This window comes from Paenibacillus sp. FW507-14B1B (genome assembly GCF_058781425.1).
On the sequence record NZ_JBYSWS010000001.1, the window covers coordinates 1,101,047 to 1,119,076 of the forward strand.

At 43.7% G+C, this 18,030-nt stretch carries 19 protein-coding genes; 1 reads left to right on the forward strand and 18 read right to left on the reverse strand.

The genetic code is table 11. The annotated features are described in order from the left end of the window. Positions 1-2 precede the first annotated feature (2 nt). The 3 genes from AC3WJJ_RS05270 to lpdA all read right to left on the reverse strand — a co-directional run bounded on the left by AC3WJJ_RS05270 (position 3) and on the right by lpdA (position 3,623). On the reverse strand, positions 3-989 hold the full coding sequence (locus AC3WJJ_RS05270; RefSeq protein WP_492538606.1) for an alpha-ketoacid dehydrogenase subunit beta: 987 nt from the start codon (positions 987-989) through the stop codon (positions 3-5). A 1-nt stretch (position 990) separates the two neighbouring features. Then, the gene (locus AC3WJJ_RS05275) at positions 991-2,016 is read right to left on the reverse strand and encodes a thiamine pyrophosphate-dependent dehydrogenase E1 component subunit alpha (RefSeq protein ID WP_492538608.1); all 1,026 of its coding nucleotides are present in this window, start codon (positions 2,014-2,016) and stop codon (positions 991-993) included. A 185-nt stretch (positions 2,017-2,201) separates the two neighbouring features. Further along, positions 2,202-3,623 carry a dihydrolipoyl dehydrogenase gene (lpdA, locus tag AC3WJJ_RS05280; RefSeq protein WP_492538610.1) on the reverse strand — a complete coding sequence of 474 codons (1,422 nt, stop codon included), beginning with the start codon at positions 3,621-3,623 and terminating at the stop codon, positions 2,202-2,204. A 158-nt stretch (positions 3,624-3,781) separates the two neighbouring features. Between lpdA and AC3WJJ_RS05285 the strand changes: the two genes are divergently transcribed. Then, positions 3,782-4,084: a DUF2627 domain-containing protein gene (locus AC3WJJ_RS05285; protein ID WP_492538612.1), complete on the forward strand. Its 303-nt coding sequence runs from the start codon at positions 3,782-3,784 to the stop codon at positions 4,082-4,084. A gap of 103 nt (positions 4,085-4,187) precedes the next feature. Here the strand turns inward: AC3WJJ_RS05285 and AC3WJJ_RS05290 are convergent, their stop codons facing one another. From AC3WJJ_RS05290 to AC3WJJ_RS05360, 15 genes are all read right to left on the reverse strand, one after another. Next, positions 4,188-4,400, reverse strand: coding sequence for a hypothetical protein (locus tag AC3WJJ_RS05290; protein ID WP_492538614.1), 213 nt, complete (start codon positions 4,398-4,400; stop codon positions 4,188-4,190). Between the two features lie 36 nt (positions 4,401-4,436). Further along, entirely contained in the window at positions 4,437-5,321 is an 885-nt protein-coding gene (locus tag AC3WJJ_RS05295) for an NAD-dependent epimerase/dehydratase family protein (protein ID WP_492538616.1), read from the reverse strand. Positions 5,322-5,550: 229 nt separating this feature from the next. Beyond that, a complete protein-coding gene (gene spo0A / locus AC3WJJ_RS05300) occupies positions 5,551-6,345 on the reverse strand; it encodes a sporulation transcription factor Spo0A (protein ID WP_492539593.1) in 795 nt (264 codons plus the stop codon). 202 nt (positions 6,346-6,547) lie between these two features. Beyond that, positions 6,548-7,879, reverse strand: a complete 1,332-nt coding sequence (gene spoIVB / locus AC3WJJ_RS05305; RefSeq protein ID WP_492538618.1) for a SpoIVB peptidase — start codon at positions 7,877-7,879, stop codon at positions 6,548-6,550. A gap of 102 nt (positions 7,880-7,981) precedes the next feature. Further along, positions 7,982-9,721: a DNA repair protein RecN gene (gene recN, locus AC3WJJ_RS05310; protein ID WP_492538620.1), complete on the reverse strand. Its 1,740-nt coding sequence runs from the start codon at positions 9,719-9,721 to the stop codon at positions 7,982-7,984. A gap of 39 nt (positions 9,722-9,760) precedes the next feature. Further along, entirely contained in the window at positions 9,761-10,210 is a 450-nt protein-coding gene (gene ahrC / locus AC3WJJ_RS05315; RefSeq protein WP_422660720.1) for a transcriptional regulator AhrC/ArgR, read from the reverse strand. Positions 10,211-10,240: 30 nt separating this feature from the next. Further along, positions 10,241-10,723, reverse strand: a complete 483-nt coding sequence (locus AC3WJJ_RS05320) for a hypothetical protein (protein ID WP_492538621.1) — start codon at positions 10,721-10,723, stop codon at positions 10,241-10,243. A 69-nt stretch (positions 10,724-10,792) separates the two neighbouring features. Continuing rightward, positions 10,793-11,665 carry a TlyA family RNA methyltransferase gene (locus tag AC3WJJ_RS05325; protein ID WP_492538622.1) on the reverse strand — a complete coding sequence of 291 codons (873 nt, stop codon included), beginning with the start codon at positions 11,663-11,665 and terminating at the stop codon, positions 10,793-10,795. Between the two features lie 20 nt (positions 11,666-11,685). Beyond that, positions 11,686-13,593 carry a 1-deoxy-D-xylulose-5-phosphate synthase gene (gene dxs, locus AC3WJJ_RS05330; protein ID WP_492538623.1) on the reverse strand — a complete coding sequence of 636 codons (1,908 nt, stop codon included), beginning with the start codon at positions 13,591-13,593 and terminating at the stop codon, positions 11,686-11,688. 130 nt (positions 13,594-13,723) lie between these two features. Further along, a complete protein-coding gene (locus AC3WJJ_RS05335; protein ID WP_492538624.1) occupies positions 13,724-14,629 on the reverse strand; it encodes a polyprenyl synthetase family protein in 906 nt (301 codons plus the stop codon). Beyond that, positions 14,622-14,879 (reverse strand): exodeoxyribonuclease VII small subunit, encoded by a 258-nt coding sequence (gene xseB / locus AC3WJJ_RS05340; protein WP_492538625.1) that lies wholly within the window; start codon positions 14,877-14,879, stop codon positions 14,622-14,624. The genes AC3WJJ_RS05335 and xseB overlap by 8 nt, the downstream gene beginning before the upstream one ends. After that, positions 14,869-16,239: an exodeoxyribonuclease VII large subunit gene (gene xseA / locus AC3WJJ_RS05345; RefSeq protein WP_492538627.1), complete on the reverse strand. Its 1,371-nt coding sequence runs from the start codon at positions 16,237-16,239 to the stop codon at positions 14,869-14,871. Before xseA ends, xseB begins: the two co-directional genes overlap by 11 nt. 1 nt (position 16,240) lies before the next feature. Continuing rightward, on the reverse strand, positions 16,241-17,098 hold the full coding sequence (gene folD / locus AC3WJJ_RS05350; RefSeq protein WP_492538628.1) for a bifunctional methylenetetrahydrofolate dehydrogenase/methenyltetrahydrofolate cyclohydrolase FolD: 858 nt from the start codon (positions 17,096-17,098) through the stop codon (positions 16,241-16,243). 71 nt (positions 17,099-17,169) lie between these two features. Beyond that, the gene (nusB, locus tag AC3WJJ_RS05355) at positions 17,170-17,628 is read right to left on the reverse strand and encodes a transcription antitermination factor NusB (protein ID WP_492538630.1); all 459 of its coding nucleotides are present in this window, start codon (positions 17,626-17,628) and stop codon (positions 17,170-17,172) included. Positions 17,629-17,789: 161 nt separating this feature from the next. Then, the gene (locus tag AC3WJJ_RS05360) at positions 17,790-18,023 is read right to left on the reverse strand and encodes a DUF2273 domain-containing protein (RefSeq protein ID WP_422660711.1); all 234 of its coding nucleotides are present in this window, start codon (positions 18,021-18,023) and stop codon (positions 17,790-17,792) included. Between the last annotated feature and the right edge of the window lie 7 nt (positions 18,024-18,030).

Below are 18,030 nucleotides of genomic sequence, written 5' to 3' on the forward strand. Positions count from 1 at the left end.
TCTTAATAGAGCGCCAACTGACGCATTGATTCTTTCACTTTGTCCTTGTTCAGCATATAAAATTTCTCCATCGGAGGACTGATTGGCATCGCAGGCACATCCGGAGCACATAAACGCATGATAGGAGCATCCAAATCATACAAACAATGCTCTGATATAATTGCTGCTACCTCGGCTCCAATGCCGCCGGTTTTATTATCTTCGTGAACAATCATAACTTTTCCAGTCATGCGAGCTGCCTCAATGATCGCTTCCTGATCAAGTGGCTGCAGTGTTCTGAGATCTAGTACATGTGCAGTAATTCCTTCTTCTTTCTCAAGCTCTTCAGCAGCTTGGAGTACAAAATGCAGTGGCTGGCTATATCCTATAACGGTGATGTCTGCACCTTCTCTAAGCAAGTTCGCTTTACCAATAGGCACAATATAATCATCCTCAGGCACTTCACCTTTAATGAGCTTATAGCACTTCTTGTTCTCAAAAAACAGAACAGGATCTGGGTCACGCACAGCAGCCTTTAACAATCCTTTGGCATCATAGGCTGTAAACGGAGCCACGATCTTAAGACCTGGTGTACCAAAGAAGATCGATTCCGGGCACTGAGAGTGATACAACCCACCGAAAATCCCGCCACCAATAGGCGCGCGAACGACAATTGGACAGCTCCAATCATTATTGGAACGATAGCGGATTTTGGCTGCTTCGCTAATAATTTGATTGGTTGCAGGCAGCATGAAATCAGAATACTGCATCTCCGCAATAGGTTTCATTCCATACATCGCAGCTCCAATGGCAACACCAGCAATCGCTGACTCCGCAAGTGGGGTATCCATCACACGCATCTCACCAAACTGTTCGATAAGCCCTTTTGTTGTCGTGAACACGCCGCCCTTTACGCCAACGTCCTCCCCAAGAACAAATACAGATTCATCCCGCTCCATCTCTTCCTTCATCGCTAAACGAATCGCATCGATATATTCCATTTGAGCCATCTTATACTCCTCCTTCGTTCTCGGCGTACACATGACGAAGTGTATCCTCCGGCTTCGGGAAAGGAGCACGGTCAGCATATTCCGTCGCTTCTTTAATTTCTAGGTTCAGCTGAGCTAATAGATCCTGCTCTTTGTTATCATCCCACAAACCTAAGTCCGTCAAGTATTGTCTGAAACGAGCTACGCCGTCATTCTTCCAATTCTCCTCGACTTCTTCTTTCGTACGGTAAGCCAGATCATTATCAGAGGTCGAGTGTGGAGACAAACGATACATCATCGCTTCGATCAATGTCGGACCTTCGCCTCGCACTGCCCGTTCACGAGCTTCTTTAACAGCTGCGTACACTTCCAGTGCATCGTTACCATCTACACGGATTCCAGGGAAACCATATCCGAGTGCACGATCACTTACCTTACCACTAAGCTGTTTGTGAAGTGGAACGGAAATCGCGTACTGGTTGTTCTCGCACATAATAATGACAGGTAGCTTATTCACGCCAGCAAAATTACAGCCTTCATGAAAATCACCTTGATTACTCGAACCTTCTCCAAACGTAACAAAAGAAACAAAGTCCTTCTTCTGCATTTTTGCCGCTAAAGCAAATCCGACAGCATGAGGAACTTGAGTCGTTACAGGGCTTGAACCCGTTACAATACGAAGCTTCTTGCTTCCGAAGTGTCCTGGCATTTGACGGCCGCCACTATTCGGATCTTCTGCTTTTGCAAATGCAGAGAGCATAAGTTCCTTTAGCGTCATGCCCACAGTTAGTACGAACCCGTAGTCCCGATAATAAGGGAGAAAGTAATCTTTCTCCCGGTCCAGGGCATAAGCTGCCGCTACTTGGCATGTCTCTTGCCCAATTCCTGAAACGTGGAAATTAATTTTTCCTGCACGCTGCAAAAGCATGTTGCGCTCATCAAATTTTCGCGCCAGCACCATATATTTGTACATGTCCAGTACTTGACCGTCTGTCAATCCAAGCTGCTCATGCCTGTTTTTCTTGAGTATTGTTTCCCGCTCTTTCATGGAGATCCCTCCTTAATTCATCACACCAACCGTCCGTCGAATCATACCTTTCGTTCAAATACAGATCTAAAACCCCTTTTACGGATCTAGTATTAAAACCTGGTACTAAGACTTGGCTTAATGTTATTATAATCCCTTTTTCCCGAAAAAGAAATGAGGGATTGCTCATTATAGGTTCTCGCAGTTTAAATACCTGTTGCTTTTCCGTCTACAGCCAGACTAGCTTCACCTAATATTTCCGACAATGTTGGGTGTGCGTGAGCCATAGAACCAATCTCCCAAGGGGTTGCATCAAGTACCTGAGCAAGTGCGGCAGAACCGATGAGTTCAGTTACATGAGGCCCGATCATATGAACACCTAGTATGTCGTTCGTCGCTTTATCTGCAATTACTTTAACGAATCCATCACTCATACCGAATACAAGCGCCTTCCCATTTGCCGAGAACGGATACTTACCACTCTTAACCTCGTAGCCTTGAGCCAGCGCCTGCTTCTCCGTAAGGCCAACACTCGCAGCCTCCGGTCTAGTATAGACACAACGAGGTGTCCATTCTTTGCGATACGCCATTTCTTGTTCACCTGCAAGATGATGTACAGCAGCCAATCCTTCGTGACTCGCAGCGTGAGCGAGTTGAAGACCACCAATCACATCTCCGATCGCATAAATATGCGGTTCCGTTGTCTGCATAAACTTGTTAACAACGATCAGTCCACGGTCAACACGCACATCCGTATTCTCAAGTCCAATATTCTCAGCATTACCTATTCGGCCTATAGAAACCAACAATTTATCCGAATTCAGCTGGTGCTCCTGCCCTTCGTAATTAACACGAAGCGTAACTTGATTGTCCTTCACCTCATATGACTCTGTTAGGAGTTCTGCTCCCGTCATGATCTTAATACCTCGACCCGTAAGAAGTCTGTTCATTTCCTTGCCTATCTCTTCATCTTCAGCAGGAAGAATCTGTGAAGAAGATTCGATTATCGTAACATCCACACCAAAATCATGAAGCATGGACGCCCATTCCACACCGATTACGCCTCCACCAACAATAATGATCGAAGCTGGCAGCTCTTCCATAAGCAATGCATGATCACTAGTCATTACATACTTACCGTCCGGCTCTAACCCCGGCAAATGGCGAGGACGCGATCCTGTAGCAATAATAAGATGTGTAGAAACAATCGTTTCCATCTCACCATCCGCTAATTCTACAGCTACAGCACCACTCCGTGGAGAAAATATGGAAGGCCCGATTACACGTCCAACACCATGAATAACTTGTATTTTATTTTTACGCATCAAATACTGTACGCCTTGATGGAGTTTTTCCACAATATTATCTTTTCGCTTCTGAACCTTATCGAATGCCAAACGAACACCATCCGCCTCTATACCATAGCTCTCGCTTTCCTTCATATCTGCATATAGTTCTGCACTTCGCAGCAATGATTTACTTGGAATACAGCCACGGTGGAGACATGTTCCACCTAGTTTGTCCTGCTCTATAATAACTACGTTCTTTCCTAATTGAGCCGCTCGGATGGCAGCCACATAGCCGCCGGTACCGCCACCGAGAATCGCCACATCACATGTAATCGCCATAGTTGGCACCTCCGCATTATGTACTTCTTTTCTCTATTATTGTACTCTCTTTTTTATGTATTACAAATCGGATTCAGCTTCTTAAATAGACATCATCCGTGGAAAAAGGTATGATAAGTAGTAGATTTTTCATATTACAACAGAGGAAGGAACCCTGTATGAAAATTATGATCTCTCGATTCATTGCCATCATTATTTTGGTTATACCCGGCTTCTTGGCAATGATTGGTTTTTTAATGATGAAAGACGCCTTTTTCTCATATATCGCTGTGCATGGTGACGATCAAGTTACAAATCCTTCATTTGAATGGCTCCATTTCGGCGGTGGACTTCTTCTATTTGGAATTGGTATTAGCTTTTTGGGAGGATGGATTTTATTCCGCGACCGGAAGCGTAATTACGTAGGTCCTAGATTCAAGAAGAAACGTCCGGCTAAACCCGATACACCTGCGCAAACTTAATTTACTGGTATCACCATTCATAAACAAACACCGGGGGTCATAACCTCCGGTGTTTGTTTTCGCATAGATACATCACTCTGGCACTATATAGACCTTATAACTGCTATTCCATCAGAGCATCCTTCAATTTACTAGACATTCGAGCCTGCTTCGAGGAGGATTTCAGTGCCGCCTTCCGTAGGTTCACATTTTGACGGGTTATGATTTCGAGTTCCTCCAGCAACTGCTCGACGAGCTTTGCAGCTTCAAGACTTAATTGTCCTTCTTCCTGCAGTTTTCTTGCCTGATTCGTCAAATTTACGATGGTGTCATTCATGTTGATCTTCCTTTCTAATAAATCTGCTGTTATACACTACGAATTTATCATCTTCATATACCCTTTAATAAGTTCTGGCATCCATTCCTTCAAGCTCCAGAACGAAAATCCTGCAGCTTCTGCTAGGCTGTTATCCATTGTCCAATCTCCAGGAATGCCGAACGGTGACATATGATCCACTCCCGCTGAGCTCTGCAATGTGGAGGTTCTTCCCGTTTCCTGTAAGATGAGATCCATGATTTCACGTACTGAGATTTCTCCGTTAGAGCACGCATTAACAGGACCTTCGAACCGAACTTCCCCTGCCCACTGCATAAACTGCGCTGCTTCTTCCGCATGGATAAAGGAAATACGCGCATCAGGTGCAGGTAGGCCAATTGGTTCGCCTTTCAGCGCATGTTCGATATGGAATAACAGCCTCTTTGTATAATCATCAATCCCTAAAACGATTGGAAAACGTACGGCTGCCACATTCAGATCATGCCGACTGAAGAGTACTGCTTCTGCCTGACGTTTCCCTTCTTTATAACTGTACTCCCTTTGATCATTCGTAATGATCGGGTACCGATAAGGATCAAAATCCTGTTCCCTCAATGGATGATCTGCAAAATCATAAACCGATAGTGTAGACGTTAGTACATATTGACCTACTCGCCCAGCCAAAAGTTTAGCCGTATAATCCGCTTCTTCTGGAGTATAACAAATATTATCATATACGATATCAAAATCGCTACTTTGGACTGCCTTTTTCAAACTATCAAAGTCTTTACGATCAGCTGAAAGCCTTTTCACAGATTCACCAAACTCATCCTTACTGTTTCCCCTTGTTAATATGGTCACCTCAGCTCCGCTGCCAATCAGGTTCGCTACCAATCTTTTTCCGAAAAAACGGGTACCCCCAAGTACCAATACTTTCTTCATTGTCTTTTTCCCCCTGAAAGAAATGGTTAATTCATACGTCATACTCTGGCTTAAATGCCACCATATCTTCTTTTCTTCATTGATTATGTAATTCCCTGCCCATTCAAAAATGAGCATATTATAAAATAATACGTCACTTCTTTAATGAATCGATGACTACTCATCATCCACTAAAGAAGTGACGCATTGGTCACCTAATATTGAAGAAGACTCAATACTCCTAACCCTTTCAAGAAACCTTATGTTCGATTCTAAGCTTGTCAGCTACCATAGCAATAAATTCACTATTCGTCGGCTTAGACTTGGAAATATTGATTGTGTACCCAAACAAGTGACTGATACTGTCTATATTTCCACGTGTCCAAGCCACCTCGATCGCATGACGAATTGCACGCTCCACACGCGATGGAGTCGTTTTGAATTTTTCAGCAATTGCTGGATACAACGTCTTCGTAATCGCTCCCAAAATTTCGATGTTATTATAAACCATCGTAATGGCTTCACGTAAGTACTGATACCCTTTAATATGAGCAGGAACTCCAATTTCATGAATAATAGAAGTTATATTAGCATCCAGATTCTTGCCTTTGCCCATCGGAACAACATTTGATTTCATGGTACTAAATGAAGCACTTGCGGACATACTGTTAGGTGCCCCTACCAACTGACGAATACGGCTGGCGAGTACTTCCATATCAAATGGTTTCAAAATGTAATAAGAAGCACCTAACTGCACGGCACGCTGAGTAATGTTCTCCTGACCAAATGCTGTAAGCATAATAATCTTTGGCTGTGGAGATAAATTCATATCACGCAGGCGCTCAAGAACACCTAAGCCGTCTAAATGAGGCATAATAATGTCAAGAATTAACACATCAGGTACCTTCCCGGTTTCCTCAATCATACTTAGAACTTCCTCGCCATTGTAGGCAATCCCGGAAACCACCATATCAGGTTGGTCCGTAATATATTCTCCAAGCAGGTTAGTAAACTCACGGTTGTCGTCTGCCAATAAAACCTCAATTTTTTTGCAATTCGTGCTCCTCCTTTATCAAATCAATTGTTTTTGTTAAATTTCTTGTAAATAAAGTTTTCGACACAGTCATTTAAATTCCTTCTGTCGAAAATTATTTTTCTTTATTTTTTTTTAATCTTGATTTATAATGAATATTTTATTTCAAATTCATTAATATTTCGGCTTTTTGCGACAAAAAAATCTTAAGGCATTAACCTGCCTTAAGATTGTGTGATTTACTATGACTCGAAGGAAGCACTCCAGAATCCTGGAGCATCCATTCGATAAAGCATCCGTAGCCTGATTTCGGATCGTTCACAAATACATGAGTAACTGCCCCAATTAGCTTACCATTCTGAACAATTGGACTTCCACTCATCCCTTGCACAATACCACCGGTCTTCTTAATTAGTTCAGGATCCGTAATGCGAATTACCATTCCTTTTGTTGCGGGAGCATCCTGGTGTGATACATGAATGACTTCAACTTTAAAACGTTCAACTTCTTGTCCCTCAACCACAGTCAATATTTCTGCAGGCCCCGTCTTAACCTCATCAGCAAATGCAACCGGTATAGGTTCTGGATACAGACTATGAGTTGGTTTCTCATGCATTTTACCGAATATGCCAAAGTGTGTATTACGCTCTACATTACCGAGAATACGGCTATCTTTTAGGAAATGCGCTCGCTTTTCACCAGGCTCACCTTGTTCACTTCGTGAAATTGAAGTTACATTAGACTGTAAAATTTGTCCACTTCCTACTTCGATTGGCGTTTGTGTGTTCATGTCAGTGATAACATGTCCTAAAGCTCCATACACCTTCTGGTGCGGCGCATAAAAGGTTAAAGTACCCACACCAGCTGCTGAATCCCTAATGTACAAACCAAGACGCCAAGAACGATCTTCATCGTCGTAAGACGGTGTTAGTTTTGTTCTAAACTCCTTACCATTTCGCTTAAAAGTGATATCAAGAGGTCTTTTGCTAGTGCCAGCTTTTTCAACGATTTGAGCTACTTTAGTTACATCACTAAGTAACGTACCATCCATCTCGGTCAACAGATCTCCCAATTTTAGACCTGCGGCTTCTCCTGGTGAAGTCTTCGCTCCATTCGAATGCACAAGATGATGACCAACAACCAATATACCCGCTGACTTTACTTTAACACCAATCGTTTGGCCACCAGGGTATACTTTGAGCTCAGGCATGACTTTAACATGCACCGTCTTTAGGGGAATTGTACCGAATAATTTCAGGGTAACCTCGGCCTTACCACTTTGTTGAGGGTTCAACTGCAATGGACGGTTCAGAGAAATATTTAACGCTGACTCTGAGGAACCGTTCAATTGGAGCACATCAGGACGGTCTACAGAAGCGAGTGCCTGAACCGGCACAGCCAAGTTCAAATTCGCCTGTTGTCCAGTAAACAACCTCATTTCATTAGGTAACGCGGCTAAAGACTGTACAGGTTCAGCAGTTCCTACGAAACAAAGAAAGAAGGCAAGAATAAAACCGAGCAGTTTTTTCCTGAGGTTGGGGTTCAATGGCTGTCACGCTCCCTTTTTCTTCTTCCGCTTGACGAAAAGGTTGGTCGCCAATTGCGTACCTTTAAGTTAACCCTGCCCTCAGGCTTTTATAACTGTCAATCATTGACCCAATGCTGTTCTGGATGCTTTTTGCGCTTCCGCCAAATTGAGCATTTCCTGGGCATGATGCAGTGTTTTTTCTGTGATCTCGACACCACCGAGCATCCTTGCTAGTTCCTTTACACGTCCATCTTCATTTAAAGACTCAACTTGTGTCATTGTTCTTCCATCATACAGCTTCTTCTCAATTAAATACTGATGATCAGCCATACAAGCGACCTGTGGCAAGTGGGTTATTGAGAAGACTTGGCATGTCTTGGCCAGGATATACAGCTTTTCAGCAATCGATTGTGCCGCTCGTCCACTGACACCCGTATCAACCTCATCGAATATGAGAACTGGGATTTGGTCGTGACGAGCAAAGATACTCTTCATGGCAAGCATGATTCGCGAAAGTTCACCACCGGAAGCGATCTTTGCAAGCGGCCTTAATGGTTCTCCCGGATTGGGGGATATTAAAAATTCAGCAGTATCCAGACCCTGTCTGCTGAGACGGACACGTCTTCCTTCGTATTCATAACCGTTAGCGTCATCTTGAAGATCCAGCCGTACTTCAAGTGAAGTTCTCTCCATCTGGAGATCCTTCAGTTCCCGCTCCACTTGTCTCGCTAAATCATTGGCACATTGTTTTCTTATGGCGCTCAGATCTTTGGCAAGTATTAATAACCCTTCTAAGAGCTTATCTCTGCGATTTCTAAGCGCTTCAATATGCTCATCTTTATTCTCAAGCAGATCTGTCTCCTGTTCAATGCGTTTGTAGTATTCCAAAATCTGCTCTACATTATCCCCATATTTCCGGCGCAGTCCGGATATCATATTTAGACGCTGTTCTATTTCATCCAATCGATCTGGATTGAATTCAATCTGATCTCGGTAATCCCGCAATTGAAAAACTGCATCTTCCAGCTGGTAATAAGCCGATTGAAGCTGCTCTGCAAGGGGCTTCAACCCTTTCTCATCAAAACCAGATACATCATCGATTCGCGTTAAAGCGCGGCTAATTGATTCAAGTCCCTGAGATCCATATAGAAGCTCATATGCACTTCCCACAGAATCCATCATTTTCTCGCTATGAGAAAGCTTGTTTCTCTCTTCTGCAAGCACTTCGTCTTCCCCAGGTTTCAATTCTGCTGCAGCAATCTCCTCTAATTGAAAACGGTACATATCAAGCATCTGATATGCTTTTTGACTGGATTCAAGCAAGTCATTTAATTCCTTCTCTACCTTGATAAATTGACTATAATGGTCCTGATACTTTCGCTTAATCGGTCCAATCAATTGGTCACCATAAGTATCAAGAAGGCTGAGGTGCCTGTCCGAACGAAGTAAGCTCTGGTGTTCATGTTGCCCGTGTATGTTAATAAGCTGCTCACCAATTTCACGAAGCATGCTTAAATTAACCAATTGACCATTTATCCGTGAAGTGCTCTTCCCTTGAGATGTCAGTTCTCTTCGTATTAACAAATGTTCTTCTGGTGCACCTTCAATACCCAATCTCTCCAGTGTTCCCCACACGGGATGTGCACTTGGCAAATCAAACAAAGCTTCAATTTCTGACTTCTCGCAACCGTAACGAATCAAATCCGCTGACCCACGTCCACCTGCAACAAGTCCAAGTGCATCAATAATAATCGATTTACCCGCACCCGTCTCACCGGTGAGTACATGAAATCCAGGAAAAAAATGCACATCTACTGCCTCTACAACCGCCAGATTTCGAATCGATAACGTCACTAACATATGCAGCACCTCCGACTTAACTGTTCAATAACCGTAGGGTTATGAAATGAATCCCATAATCTGCGATACGACTTGCTCACTGTCACGATCTGTTCGACAGATCAATAAAATGGTATCATCTCCACAAATTGTACCCATGATATGAGACCACTCCATATTATCGAGTAACACAGCAACAGAGTTGGCTGTACCCGGTAGACACTTCATGACAACCAAATTTCCAGTCCGATCTATATGAACGAAATTGTCCACAAGTGCTCGTTTTAACTTTTGAACTGGATTATAGCGTTGATCCGTCGGCATGGAGTATTTGTAACGTCCATCATCCATCGGAACTTTGATAAGTAATAATTCTTTAATGTCTCTCGAAACAGTTGCCTGAGTCACTTGGAAGCCTTCTGATCTAAGTGCTTCAACTAATTCATCTTGTGTTTCAATTTCTCTATGGGTAATAATATCCCGAATTTTTATGTGTCGTTGTCCCTTCATTAAGAAGCCTCCCGAATTTATTAAGCTGATTTAATCGTCGTTTAAGGTCCATTCCTCGTCTGACCATTCCATGGTCACTCGCCGGACAGCATTTTCATTCAGGTCAATGTACAGTAATCCGGCACATTCCGGGTACATCACCATAAAAGGCATTAACCGGTCTCTGATACCACTTCCTGTAAAGTCCATTGGCAAACGGTCACGTGAAAGCTTGACCAAATACAAATCTCCATTGTCATCTGATACAACATAATCGATAAAAAGTCGGCTTTGTAACGTAAGTTCGTCTGAATCAAAGGTCAGGTTTATCTTTACCTTCCCCCCAATTACATCATATCCTTCACGTTCCATAAGCTCAATTGCAGGATGATCTTGAACACGTTCATTGATGGGCACACCCGGTAGTTGACTGATTCCTGGTGATATAAGCCAGCGATTAAGTCGCCATACAAGCAGTATAATGACAACAACCCCGATTAGAATCATGAGAAACCCATCATAACGCTCATTCATCCCTATTCACCTCGAACTTTGTATTCGAGATACAAGTAATAACTCCTTTTTTTCAGCAAAAGAAACCCATCATTTCGATGAGTTTCCCGTAAATGTATGAGCTGCCTGCTGTACAGTGCTGTCAATCCACTCGCCCAACTGATCCGGAACTTGTTGTGAATCCATCCCCGGTTCTTCCGATTGGACTAGTCTCTCCGGCATGACTTGCCAGTGAGCCAGAAATTCGATATTTCCTTCTCCTCCAGTTATGGGAGAGAAGGTTAAACCTTTTAGTTCAAAACCTAATTGATGCGCAAAAGTGAGTACTTGAGTAAGGACTTCCTTATGCACTTTAGGATCTCTTACAACCCCCGATTTACCCACTTTCTCACGGCCTGCTTCGAATTGTGGCTTAATAAGAGCAGCAACATCCGCAGGTCTATCGAGTAAAGCAAGCAGTGGTGGCAATATAATTCGCAAGGAGATGAATGATACATCAATACTTGCAAAATTAGGGCGAGGTCCGTTCAGGTCCTCAGGCGTTACATAACGGAAGTTCGTTCGCTCCATTACACAGACACGCTCATCGTTACGGAGAGACCAGTCTAGCTGGTTATAGCCAACATCAATGGCATAGACATAGTCAGCCCCGTGCTGTAGCGCACAATCTGTAAAACCACCAGTGGATGACCCAATATCGAGCATCGTTCGTCCCGTCATATCGATATCGAATGTTTTGAGAGCCTTCTCAAGCTTCAATCCACCTCGACCAACATAAGGGTGAACAGATCCCTTTACTCTAAGTTCGGTGGATCGTGGTATTTTCATACCTGCCTTCTCAATCCGCTCACTTCCAGAGTATACAAGGCCGGCCATAATGGCCGCCTTGGCTTTCTCACGACTTTCATAAAACCCCTGCTCCACAAGCAGGACATCAATGCGTTCTTTTTGTATTGAATCCATCTTGGTCTCCTGATCTGTCATTAGGACGAGAAACTTCTCTTACCTGCCGGAGCAGAACTGGATGAGATTAGCCCACGAATTTCAGCACATACCGCTTCTGTGGTCAAGCCTACCTCTGCTCGTTGTTCTTTGATGCTACCATGCTCAATGAAACGGTCTTCAATGCCCATTAAGGATACAACAGCCTCGTGCATGCCTTGAGCTGCAAAATATTCAAGTACCGCACTTCCAAGACTTCCTGCTTGACATGCCTCTTCAAGCACAATCATAGCTGTACCTGATGAAGCCAGTTCATTAAGCATATCTTCATCTAGCGGCTTCAGGAACCGTGCATTTACAATCTGAACTTGAATTCCTTCACGCTTAAGCATATCTGCTGCTTCTTCTGCAACCTGAACCATAGGACCCATCGCAAGAATCGCACATCCCTCTCCGGACCGGACCATCTCCCATTTTCCGATTGGGATAGGTAATAACTCTTGATCCATAGCAACACCCGTGACGTTGATACGCGGATATCGGTATGCAATTGGACCATCATTATATTCAAGCGCTGTCTTCATCATATGTCTCAATTCATTCTCATCTTTCGGCATCATCAACACAATATTGGGGATATGCCGCATAAATGCGATATCGTAAACGCCTTGATGCGTTTCTCCATCAGCACCGACAAATCCTGCTCGGTCAATCGCAAACATGACGTTAGCATTGTGACGACAAATATCATGTACTATCTGATCGTAAGCACGCTGCATAAAAGTAGAATAGACGGCAAATACCGGCTTCATTCCCTCCATGGCAAGCGCTGCGCACATGGTTGCAGCATGTTGTTCAGCAATTCCCACATCAATCATACGATCAGGGAATCTTTCACTAAACGGTATTAATCCAGATCCACTTGGCATTGCAGGCGTCACAGCGACAATACGTTCATCTTGCTCACCGAGTTCAATGAGTGTCTGGCCAAAAATCTCAGTATACATTGGATTGCCAACTGCCTTAAGTACCTGTCCCGATTCAATCTTATACGGTGAGATTCCGTGCCATTTATGGGAATCCGATTCCGCTGGACGGTAGCCCTTACCCTTCGTTGTCACGGCATGAATAAGTACGGGACCATCCACATTATCTGCTTGACGCAACGTGTCAATCAATTTATTCAAATCATGACCATCAACGGGTCCTAAATAAGTGAATCCTAGCTCTTCAAAAAGAATGCCAGGGACCATCATGTACTTCAAGCTATCCTTCATCTTCTCAGCTGTCTTAGCCAGTTTTCCACCAATGGCTGGAATTTTCTTAAGCAGACTTTCAACTTCGTCCTTAGCTCGTAGGTAGTGACGATCAGAACGGATTTTACTTAAGTAATTGTGCATTGCACCCACATTCGGAGCAATGGACATTTCGTTATCATTAAGAATAACAATAAGTTTCTTCTGTTCATGTCCGATATGGTTGAGTGCTTCAAAAGCCATTCCCCCGGTTAATGCACCATCACCAATCATGGCAATAACCCGATTATCCTCACCTTTCAAATCACGCGCTAAAGCCATGCCCATAGCCGCTGACAAGGATGTGCTACTATGCCCAGCTTCCCAGACATCATGCTCACTCTCGTTACGTTTTATAAACCCGCACAATCCTTTATACTTGCGTAATGTATCAAATTGATCCATACGTCCTGTTAATATTTTATGAACATAAGCTTGATGACCCACGTCGTATATCATTTTGTCCCGAGGACTATCGAAACAATAATGCAAGGCTAGCGTGAGTTCAACCACTCCCAAATTCGATGCGAGATGTCCACCAGTTACAGACAGCTTCTCAATTAAAAACTGCCGGATTTCTCCTGCAAGATCAGCTAATTCATCAACTGATAGATTTTTTAAATGTTCTGGTTGTTGTATGTTCGGAAGCAGCACGAAGAATCTCCCCGCTTTCCTTGTTTAGATTTGTCATTCATGTACAGCCCACCATTTCTTCTGAGCTTCATAGCTTTTATTTATCTTAGACATTATATCATAAAAAAACAGCCCACAAGTAATATCGGGATTAGTGATCCCGTGACATTAGAAAATCTGCAATTTCGATAAGCCGCTGAGGATCCGAGAATCCACCCTGCATAATAACGGCCTTTGCCTCAGCTGTCAGCCGTTCGACCTCCTGCTTAGAGGCCTCAAGACCGATGAAATAAGGATAGGTTACCTTTTGTTGTTTAACATCACTCTGTGTCTTCTTCCCGAGTTTGGCTTCATCTCCGGTTAGATCAAGGATATCATCCTGAATTTGAAACGCCAAACCGATGTGATGTCCATAGGTTCTAAGTGCGTCCAGTTGCGCATCCGTCACTCCAGCTACTCTTCCGCCAGCCATGAGAGAGAACATAATCAAATCACTTGTCTTGTGTAGATGGATATATTCCAACTGCTTAAGACTAGTCAATCCCTGTTCGCCTTCCATATCAGCAACTTGTCCACCAACCATACCACGTGGACCTGCATATTCGGCTAGATCTTCCACAATTGAAAGAACTCGTTCTGCTGGAATTCCATATTTACGGCTTGTCTGAACAACTTTATAAAAAGCATGTGTTAGTAGAGCGTCACCTGCCAATATTGCAGCTGCTTCACCGTACACTTTATGATTGGTTAGCTTACCACGTCGATAATCATCGTTATCCATGGCTGGAAGATCATCATGTACTAAAGAATACGTATGTACCATTTCAACAGCACACGCTACCGGTAATGCCGCCTCTCGCTTTCCACCACCAGCCTCACATGCTGCGATCACTAACAGTGGGCGCATTCTTTTTCCACCTGCCATTAAAGAATAGAGCATAGATTCCTTAAGATTAGACGGAACATCCCATTCCTCAGGCATCATTACAGACAATTCGGTTGAGATCAGGTCATTAATCTCATTCATATATTGATCAAGCGGGTATGTGTTATTCACTGGTATCACCCGTTTCTTCGAGCATATTTCCGAAAGGACGACGCTTTAATTCTCCGCCCTCTTCTACAATCATCTCGATTTTTTGTTCTACTTGCTCAAGCTTCTGACTACACATTTGAGATAGATGCATTCCTTTTTGAAAAAGATCGATCGCTTTCTCAAGAGGAACATCTCCATCTTCCAGTTGGCCTACGATCGTTTCGAGCTGAGCCAATGCTTCCTCAAAACTCATTTCCGTTTCATTCGCCACGATTGTCATCCTCCTTCATTCCCCACACTTGACACTGTAATCGCCCATCGCTAACTAACACATTAACCAGATCTCCTGGCTGGACATCACTCAGAGTCTTAATAAGTCTGGATTCCTGTTCGTCATAGACAAGACTATACCCACGTGACATAACTTTGAGCGGGCTTAGAGCATCCAAATGTCTCATTTCCGACTGGAGATGCTGTAACTTCTCACGCATCATCGTTTGCATCGCGCCTGTTAATTGACGATGAGCACTTTCATGCCTACGAGATGCCATTTGAACTTGTACATGCGGACTAAGACGCATTAAACCATGTTTCAAAGTAATCTGCTTTTGATGATTTCTGGAAACCTGATTTTTAACTGCCCCCTGAAGGCGCATTTTCAACATATCTAAGCGTTCAGCGTGCTGTAGCATATATCGACGAGGGTACACCAGTACAGGGGACCGCTGTAATGATTGCAGACGTTCACTACTCCGGCGAAGCTTGTGTTCTAGTCCTTGTCTAAGCTGACGCTCACGCTGCAGTATACGCGATTTCAACTCGATCGCACTCGGCACAGCAATCTCAGCCGCCGCCGTAGGCGTCGCTGCCCGCACATCAGCGGCAAAATCAGCAATCGTAAAGTCTGTTTCATGCCCAACCGCCGAGATAACTGGTATATCAGACTGATAGATAGCCCGTGCTACCATTTCTTCATTGAATGCCCAAAGTTCCTCAAGTGAACCTCCACCACGACCTACAATGAGTACATCAGCTTCGGCCATTTCATTCATTGACCTTATAGCTTTAACGATGGATGGTGCCGCTCCTTTACCTTGTACCAGTACAGGATATAGAATAACTCGCACTTGAGGAAAGCGTCTCTTGATTGTAATCATAATATCGCGAACTGCAGCTCCTGTAGGGGACGTGATCACACCAACTGTTCGAGGAAAATGTGGAAGAGGACGTTTGCGTTCAATAGCAAACAAGCCTTCTTCTTCCAGTTTCTTCTTAAGCTGCTCATATGCAAGATAAAGACTTCCAATTCCGTCAGGCTGCATAGAAACGGCATAGAATTGATATTGCCCGTCCCTTTCATATACCGAGACGTTACCTCTGGCTATAACTCTGGCGCCTTCTTTGGGCATAAAGGGTAGCCTCTGGTTATGAGTAGCAAACATAATCGCTCGAATTCGGCTTCCCTCATCCTTTAGCGTAAAATACATATGTCCACTGGAATGATGAGTGAAATTAGAAATTTCACCGCGTATCCACACGTCAGACAGTCTCGTATCGCCTTCCATTTTCATACGGATATATCGGTTCAAATCCTTAACGGATAAGACATGCTGCTGATCTGAGGTTTTCATCTTAGACGAGTCCATTCAGACGCTTAGCAGCCAGCAGTGTATTCTGCATCAGCATCGTAATTGTCATCGGCCCTACACCGCCTGGGACAGGCGTGATATAGCCCGCTACTTCCCTCGCACTGTCATAATCCACATCTCCAGCAAGCTTACCGTTTTCTAGACGATTCATACCGACATCAATCACGACAGCTCCAGGTTTAACATAACTTGCATCAATCATCTTGGCTCTGCCGATTGCAACGACTAGAATATCAGCCATACGAGCAATCTCATCCATGTTGGCCGTCCGGGAATGACACATCGTTACCGTGGCATTCTCTCTTTGAAGGAGCAGTGAAACCGGCTTACCTACAATATTGGAACGTCCGATCACAACTGCATGTTTCCCAGACATCTCTATACCTGTTCGTTTGATAAGTTCAATAACACCTGCAGGAGTACACGGGAGTAAGCTGTCATCACCAATTACAAGGTTACCTACATTAATCGGATGAAAACCATCCACATCTTTTTCAACTGATATCGCATTTATCACTGCTTTTTCATCAATATGTTTAGGTAGTGGCAGCTGAACGAGAATCCCATGAATATTTTCTTGAGCGTTAAGCTTGTCCACAAGTATCAAAATTTCCTCTTGGCTTGCAGTTTCAGGCAAACGATGTACTTCCGAGTAAAAACCGAGATCATGACAAGCTTTCTCCTTGTTACGCACATAAACATGAGAAGCAGGATCTTCACCGACTAATACCACCGCTAAACCTGGACGAACCCCTTTGCTCAAAAGCTCTTGAACTTCTTGTGAAATCGTTCCCCGAATTTCTTCTGATACCATTTTGCCGCTGATGATTTCTGCTGTCATTTCAACCTCTCCCTTAAGCCGAAAGTAATGGTTACACTTGAATTGAATCCATAAAAGTTAAGATATCTATCCTAAGCTTTCTTAAGCTTAGCTTTCACATCGTCCACTTCCTGAAGCATGCGTCCAAGAACACCATTAACGAATTTACCGGATTCATCTGTACCAAAATGTTTAGCAAGTTCAATCGCCTCGTTAACAGCTACCTTTCCTGGAACATCTTCACGGAACGCCAACTCATAAGCAGCGAGACGCAGGATTTGACGGTCTACACGAGACAAACGACTAACCTGCCAGCCTTTCAAATAATGTGTCAACACCGCGTCAATGTCTTCTTTAGCCGCCCAGGAACCATTAACAAGCTCAAGTACTATTTCTTTAACTTTAGCTTCGTCACCAATCACTCGTTCGGTTTCGTTCTCCTCCGCAGCTTCAGAGAGAAGCATAGATACAGCTTCTGCGCTGTCCACCTCGTTCATCTCCATTTGGTACAAACATTGAACTGCAATTTCTCTTAGTACACGTCTTTTCATTATGTTCCTCCTGTGGATCCTGTCTGAAATCCATTTTGTGTTTAGTATGATCAAAGAGTAATAATTTACGGCAAAAAAAAACCTGTGAGCGGCTCTCTCCGCAAAAACGGGCGAGATACAGCATGTCTCGGCATTTTTCCGGAGAAAGCATATCACAGGGTTCATTTAAACGGCCGCCAACGCTCAAACAGCCAGCGCCCCCACTCCTGCCAATGAAACAGGGAGCCCTGCTGTAAGTCCCTTCGTTTACCGAAGGTATAACCGATAAATACCACTAATGCAAAGAACAGCATATCCCAAAAACCTGATAATAAATAAATCACACCGCATATAATGCCGCTTATAACACCAAATATACGTCCGCCGTGACTCTCCCACACTTGTTTCCATGGCATTTTGGGA

Bases quoted from the DNA above. Each gene is read 5' to 3' on its own strand.
- AC3WJJ_RS05270 (WP_492538606.1), bottom strand. From the start codon at position 989: ATGGCTCAAATGGAATATATCGATGCGATTCGTTTAGCGATGAAGGAA.
- AC3WJJ_RS05275 (WP_492538608.1), bottom strand. From the start codon at position 2,016: ATGAAAGAGCGGGAAACAATACTCAAGAAAAACAGGCATGAGCAGCTT.
- lpdA (WP_492538610.1), bottom strand. From the start codon at position 3,623: ATGGCGATTACATGTGATGTGGCGATTCTCGGTGGCGGTACCGGCGGC.
- AC3WJJ_RS05285 (WP_492538612.1), top strand. From the start codon at position 3,782: ATGAAAATTATGATCTCTCGATTCATTGCCATCATTATTTTGGTTATA.
- AC3WJJ_RS05290 (WP_492538614.1), bottom strand. From the start codon at position 4,400: ATGAATGACACCATCGTAAATTTGACGAATCAGGCAAGAAAACTGCAG.
- AC3WJJ_RS05295 (WP_492538616.1), bottom strand. From the start codon at position 5,321: ATGAAGAAAGTATTGGTACTTGGGGGTACCCGTTTTTTCGGAAAAAGA.
- recN (WP_492538620.1), bottom strand. From the start codon at position 9,721: ATGTTAGTGACGTTATCGATTCGAAATCTGGCGGTTGTAGAGGCAGTA.
- ahrC (WP_422660720.1), bottom strand. From the start codon at position 10,210: ATGAAGGGACAACGACACATAAAAATTCGGGATATTATTACCCATAGA.
- AC3WJJ_RS05320 (WP_492538621.1), bottom strand. From the start codon at position 10,723: ATGAATGAGCGTTATGATGGGTTTCTCATGATTCTAATCGGGGTTGTT.
- AC3WJJ_RS05325 (WP_492538622.1), bottom strand. From the start codon at position 11,665: ATGGATTCAATACAAAAAGAACGCATTGATGTCCTGCTTGTGGAGCAG.
- xseA (WP_492538627.1), bottom strand. From the start codon at position 16,239: ATGAAAACCTCAGATCAGCAGCATGTCTTATCCGTTAAGGATTTGAAC.
- folD (WP_492538628.1), bottom strand. From the start codon at position 17,098: ATGACAGCAGAAATCATCAGCGGCAAAATGGTATCAGAAGAAATTCGG.
- nusB (WP_492538630.1), bottom strand. From the start codon at position 17,628: ATGAAAAGACGTGTACTAAGAGAAATTGCAGTTCAATGTTTGTACCAA.
- AC3WJJ_RS05360 (WP_422660711.1), bottom strand. From the start codon at position 18,023: ATGCCATGGAAACAAGTGTGGGAGAGTCACGGCGGACGTATATTTGGT.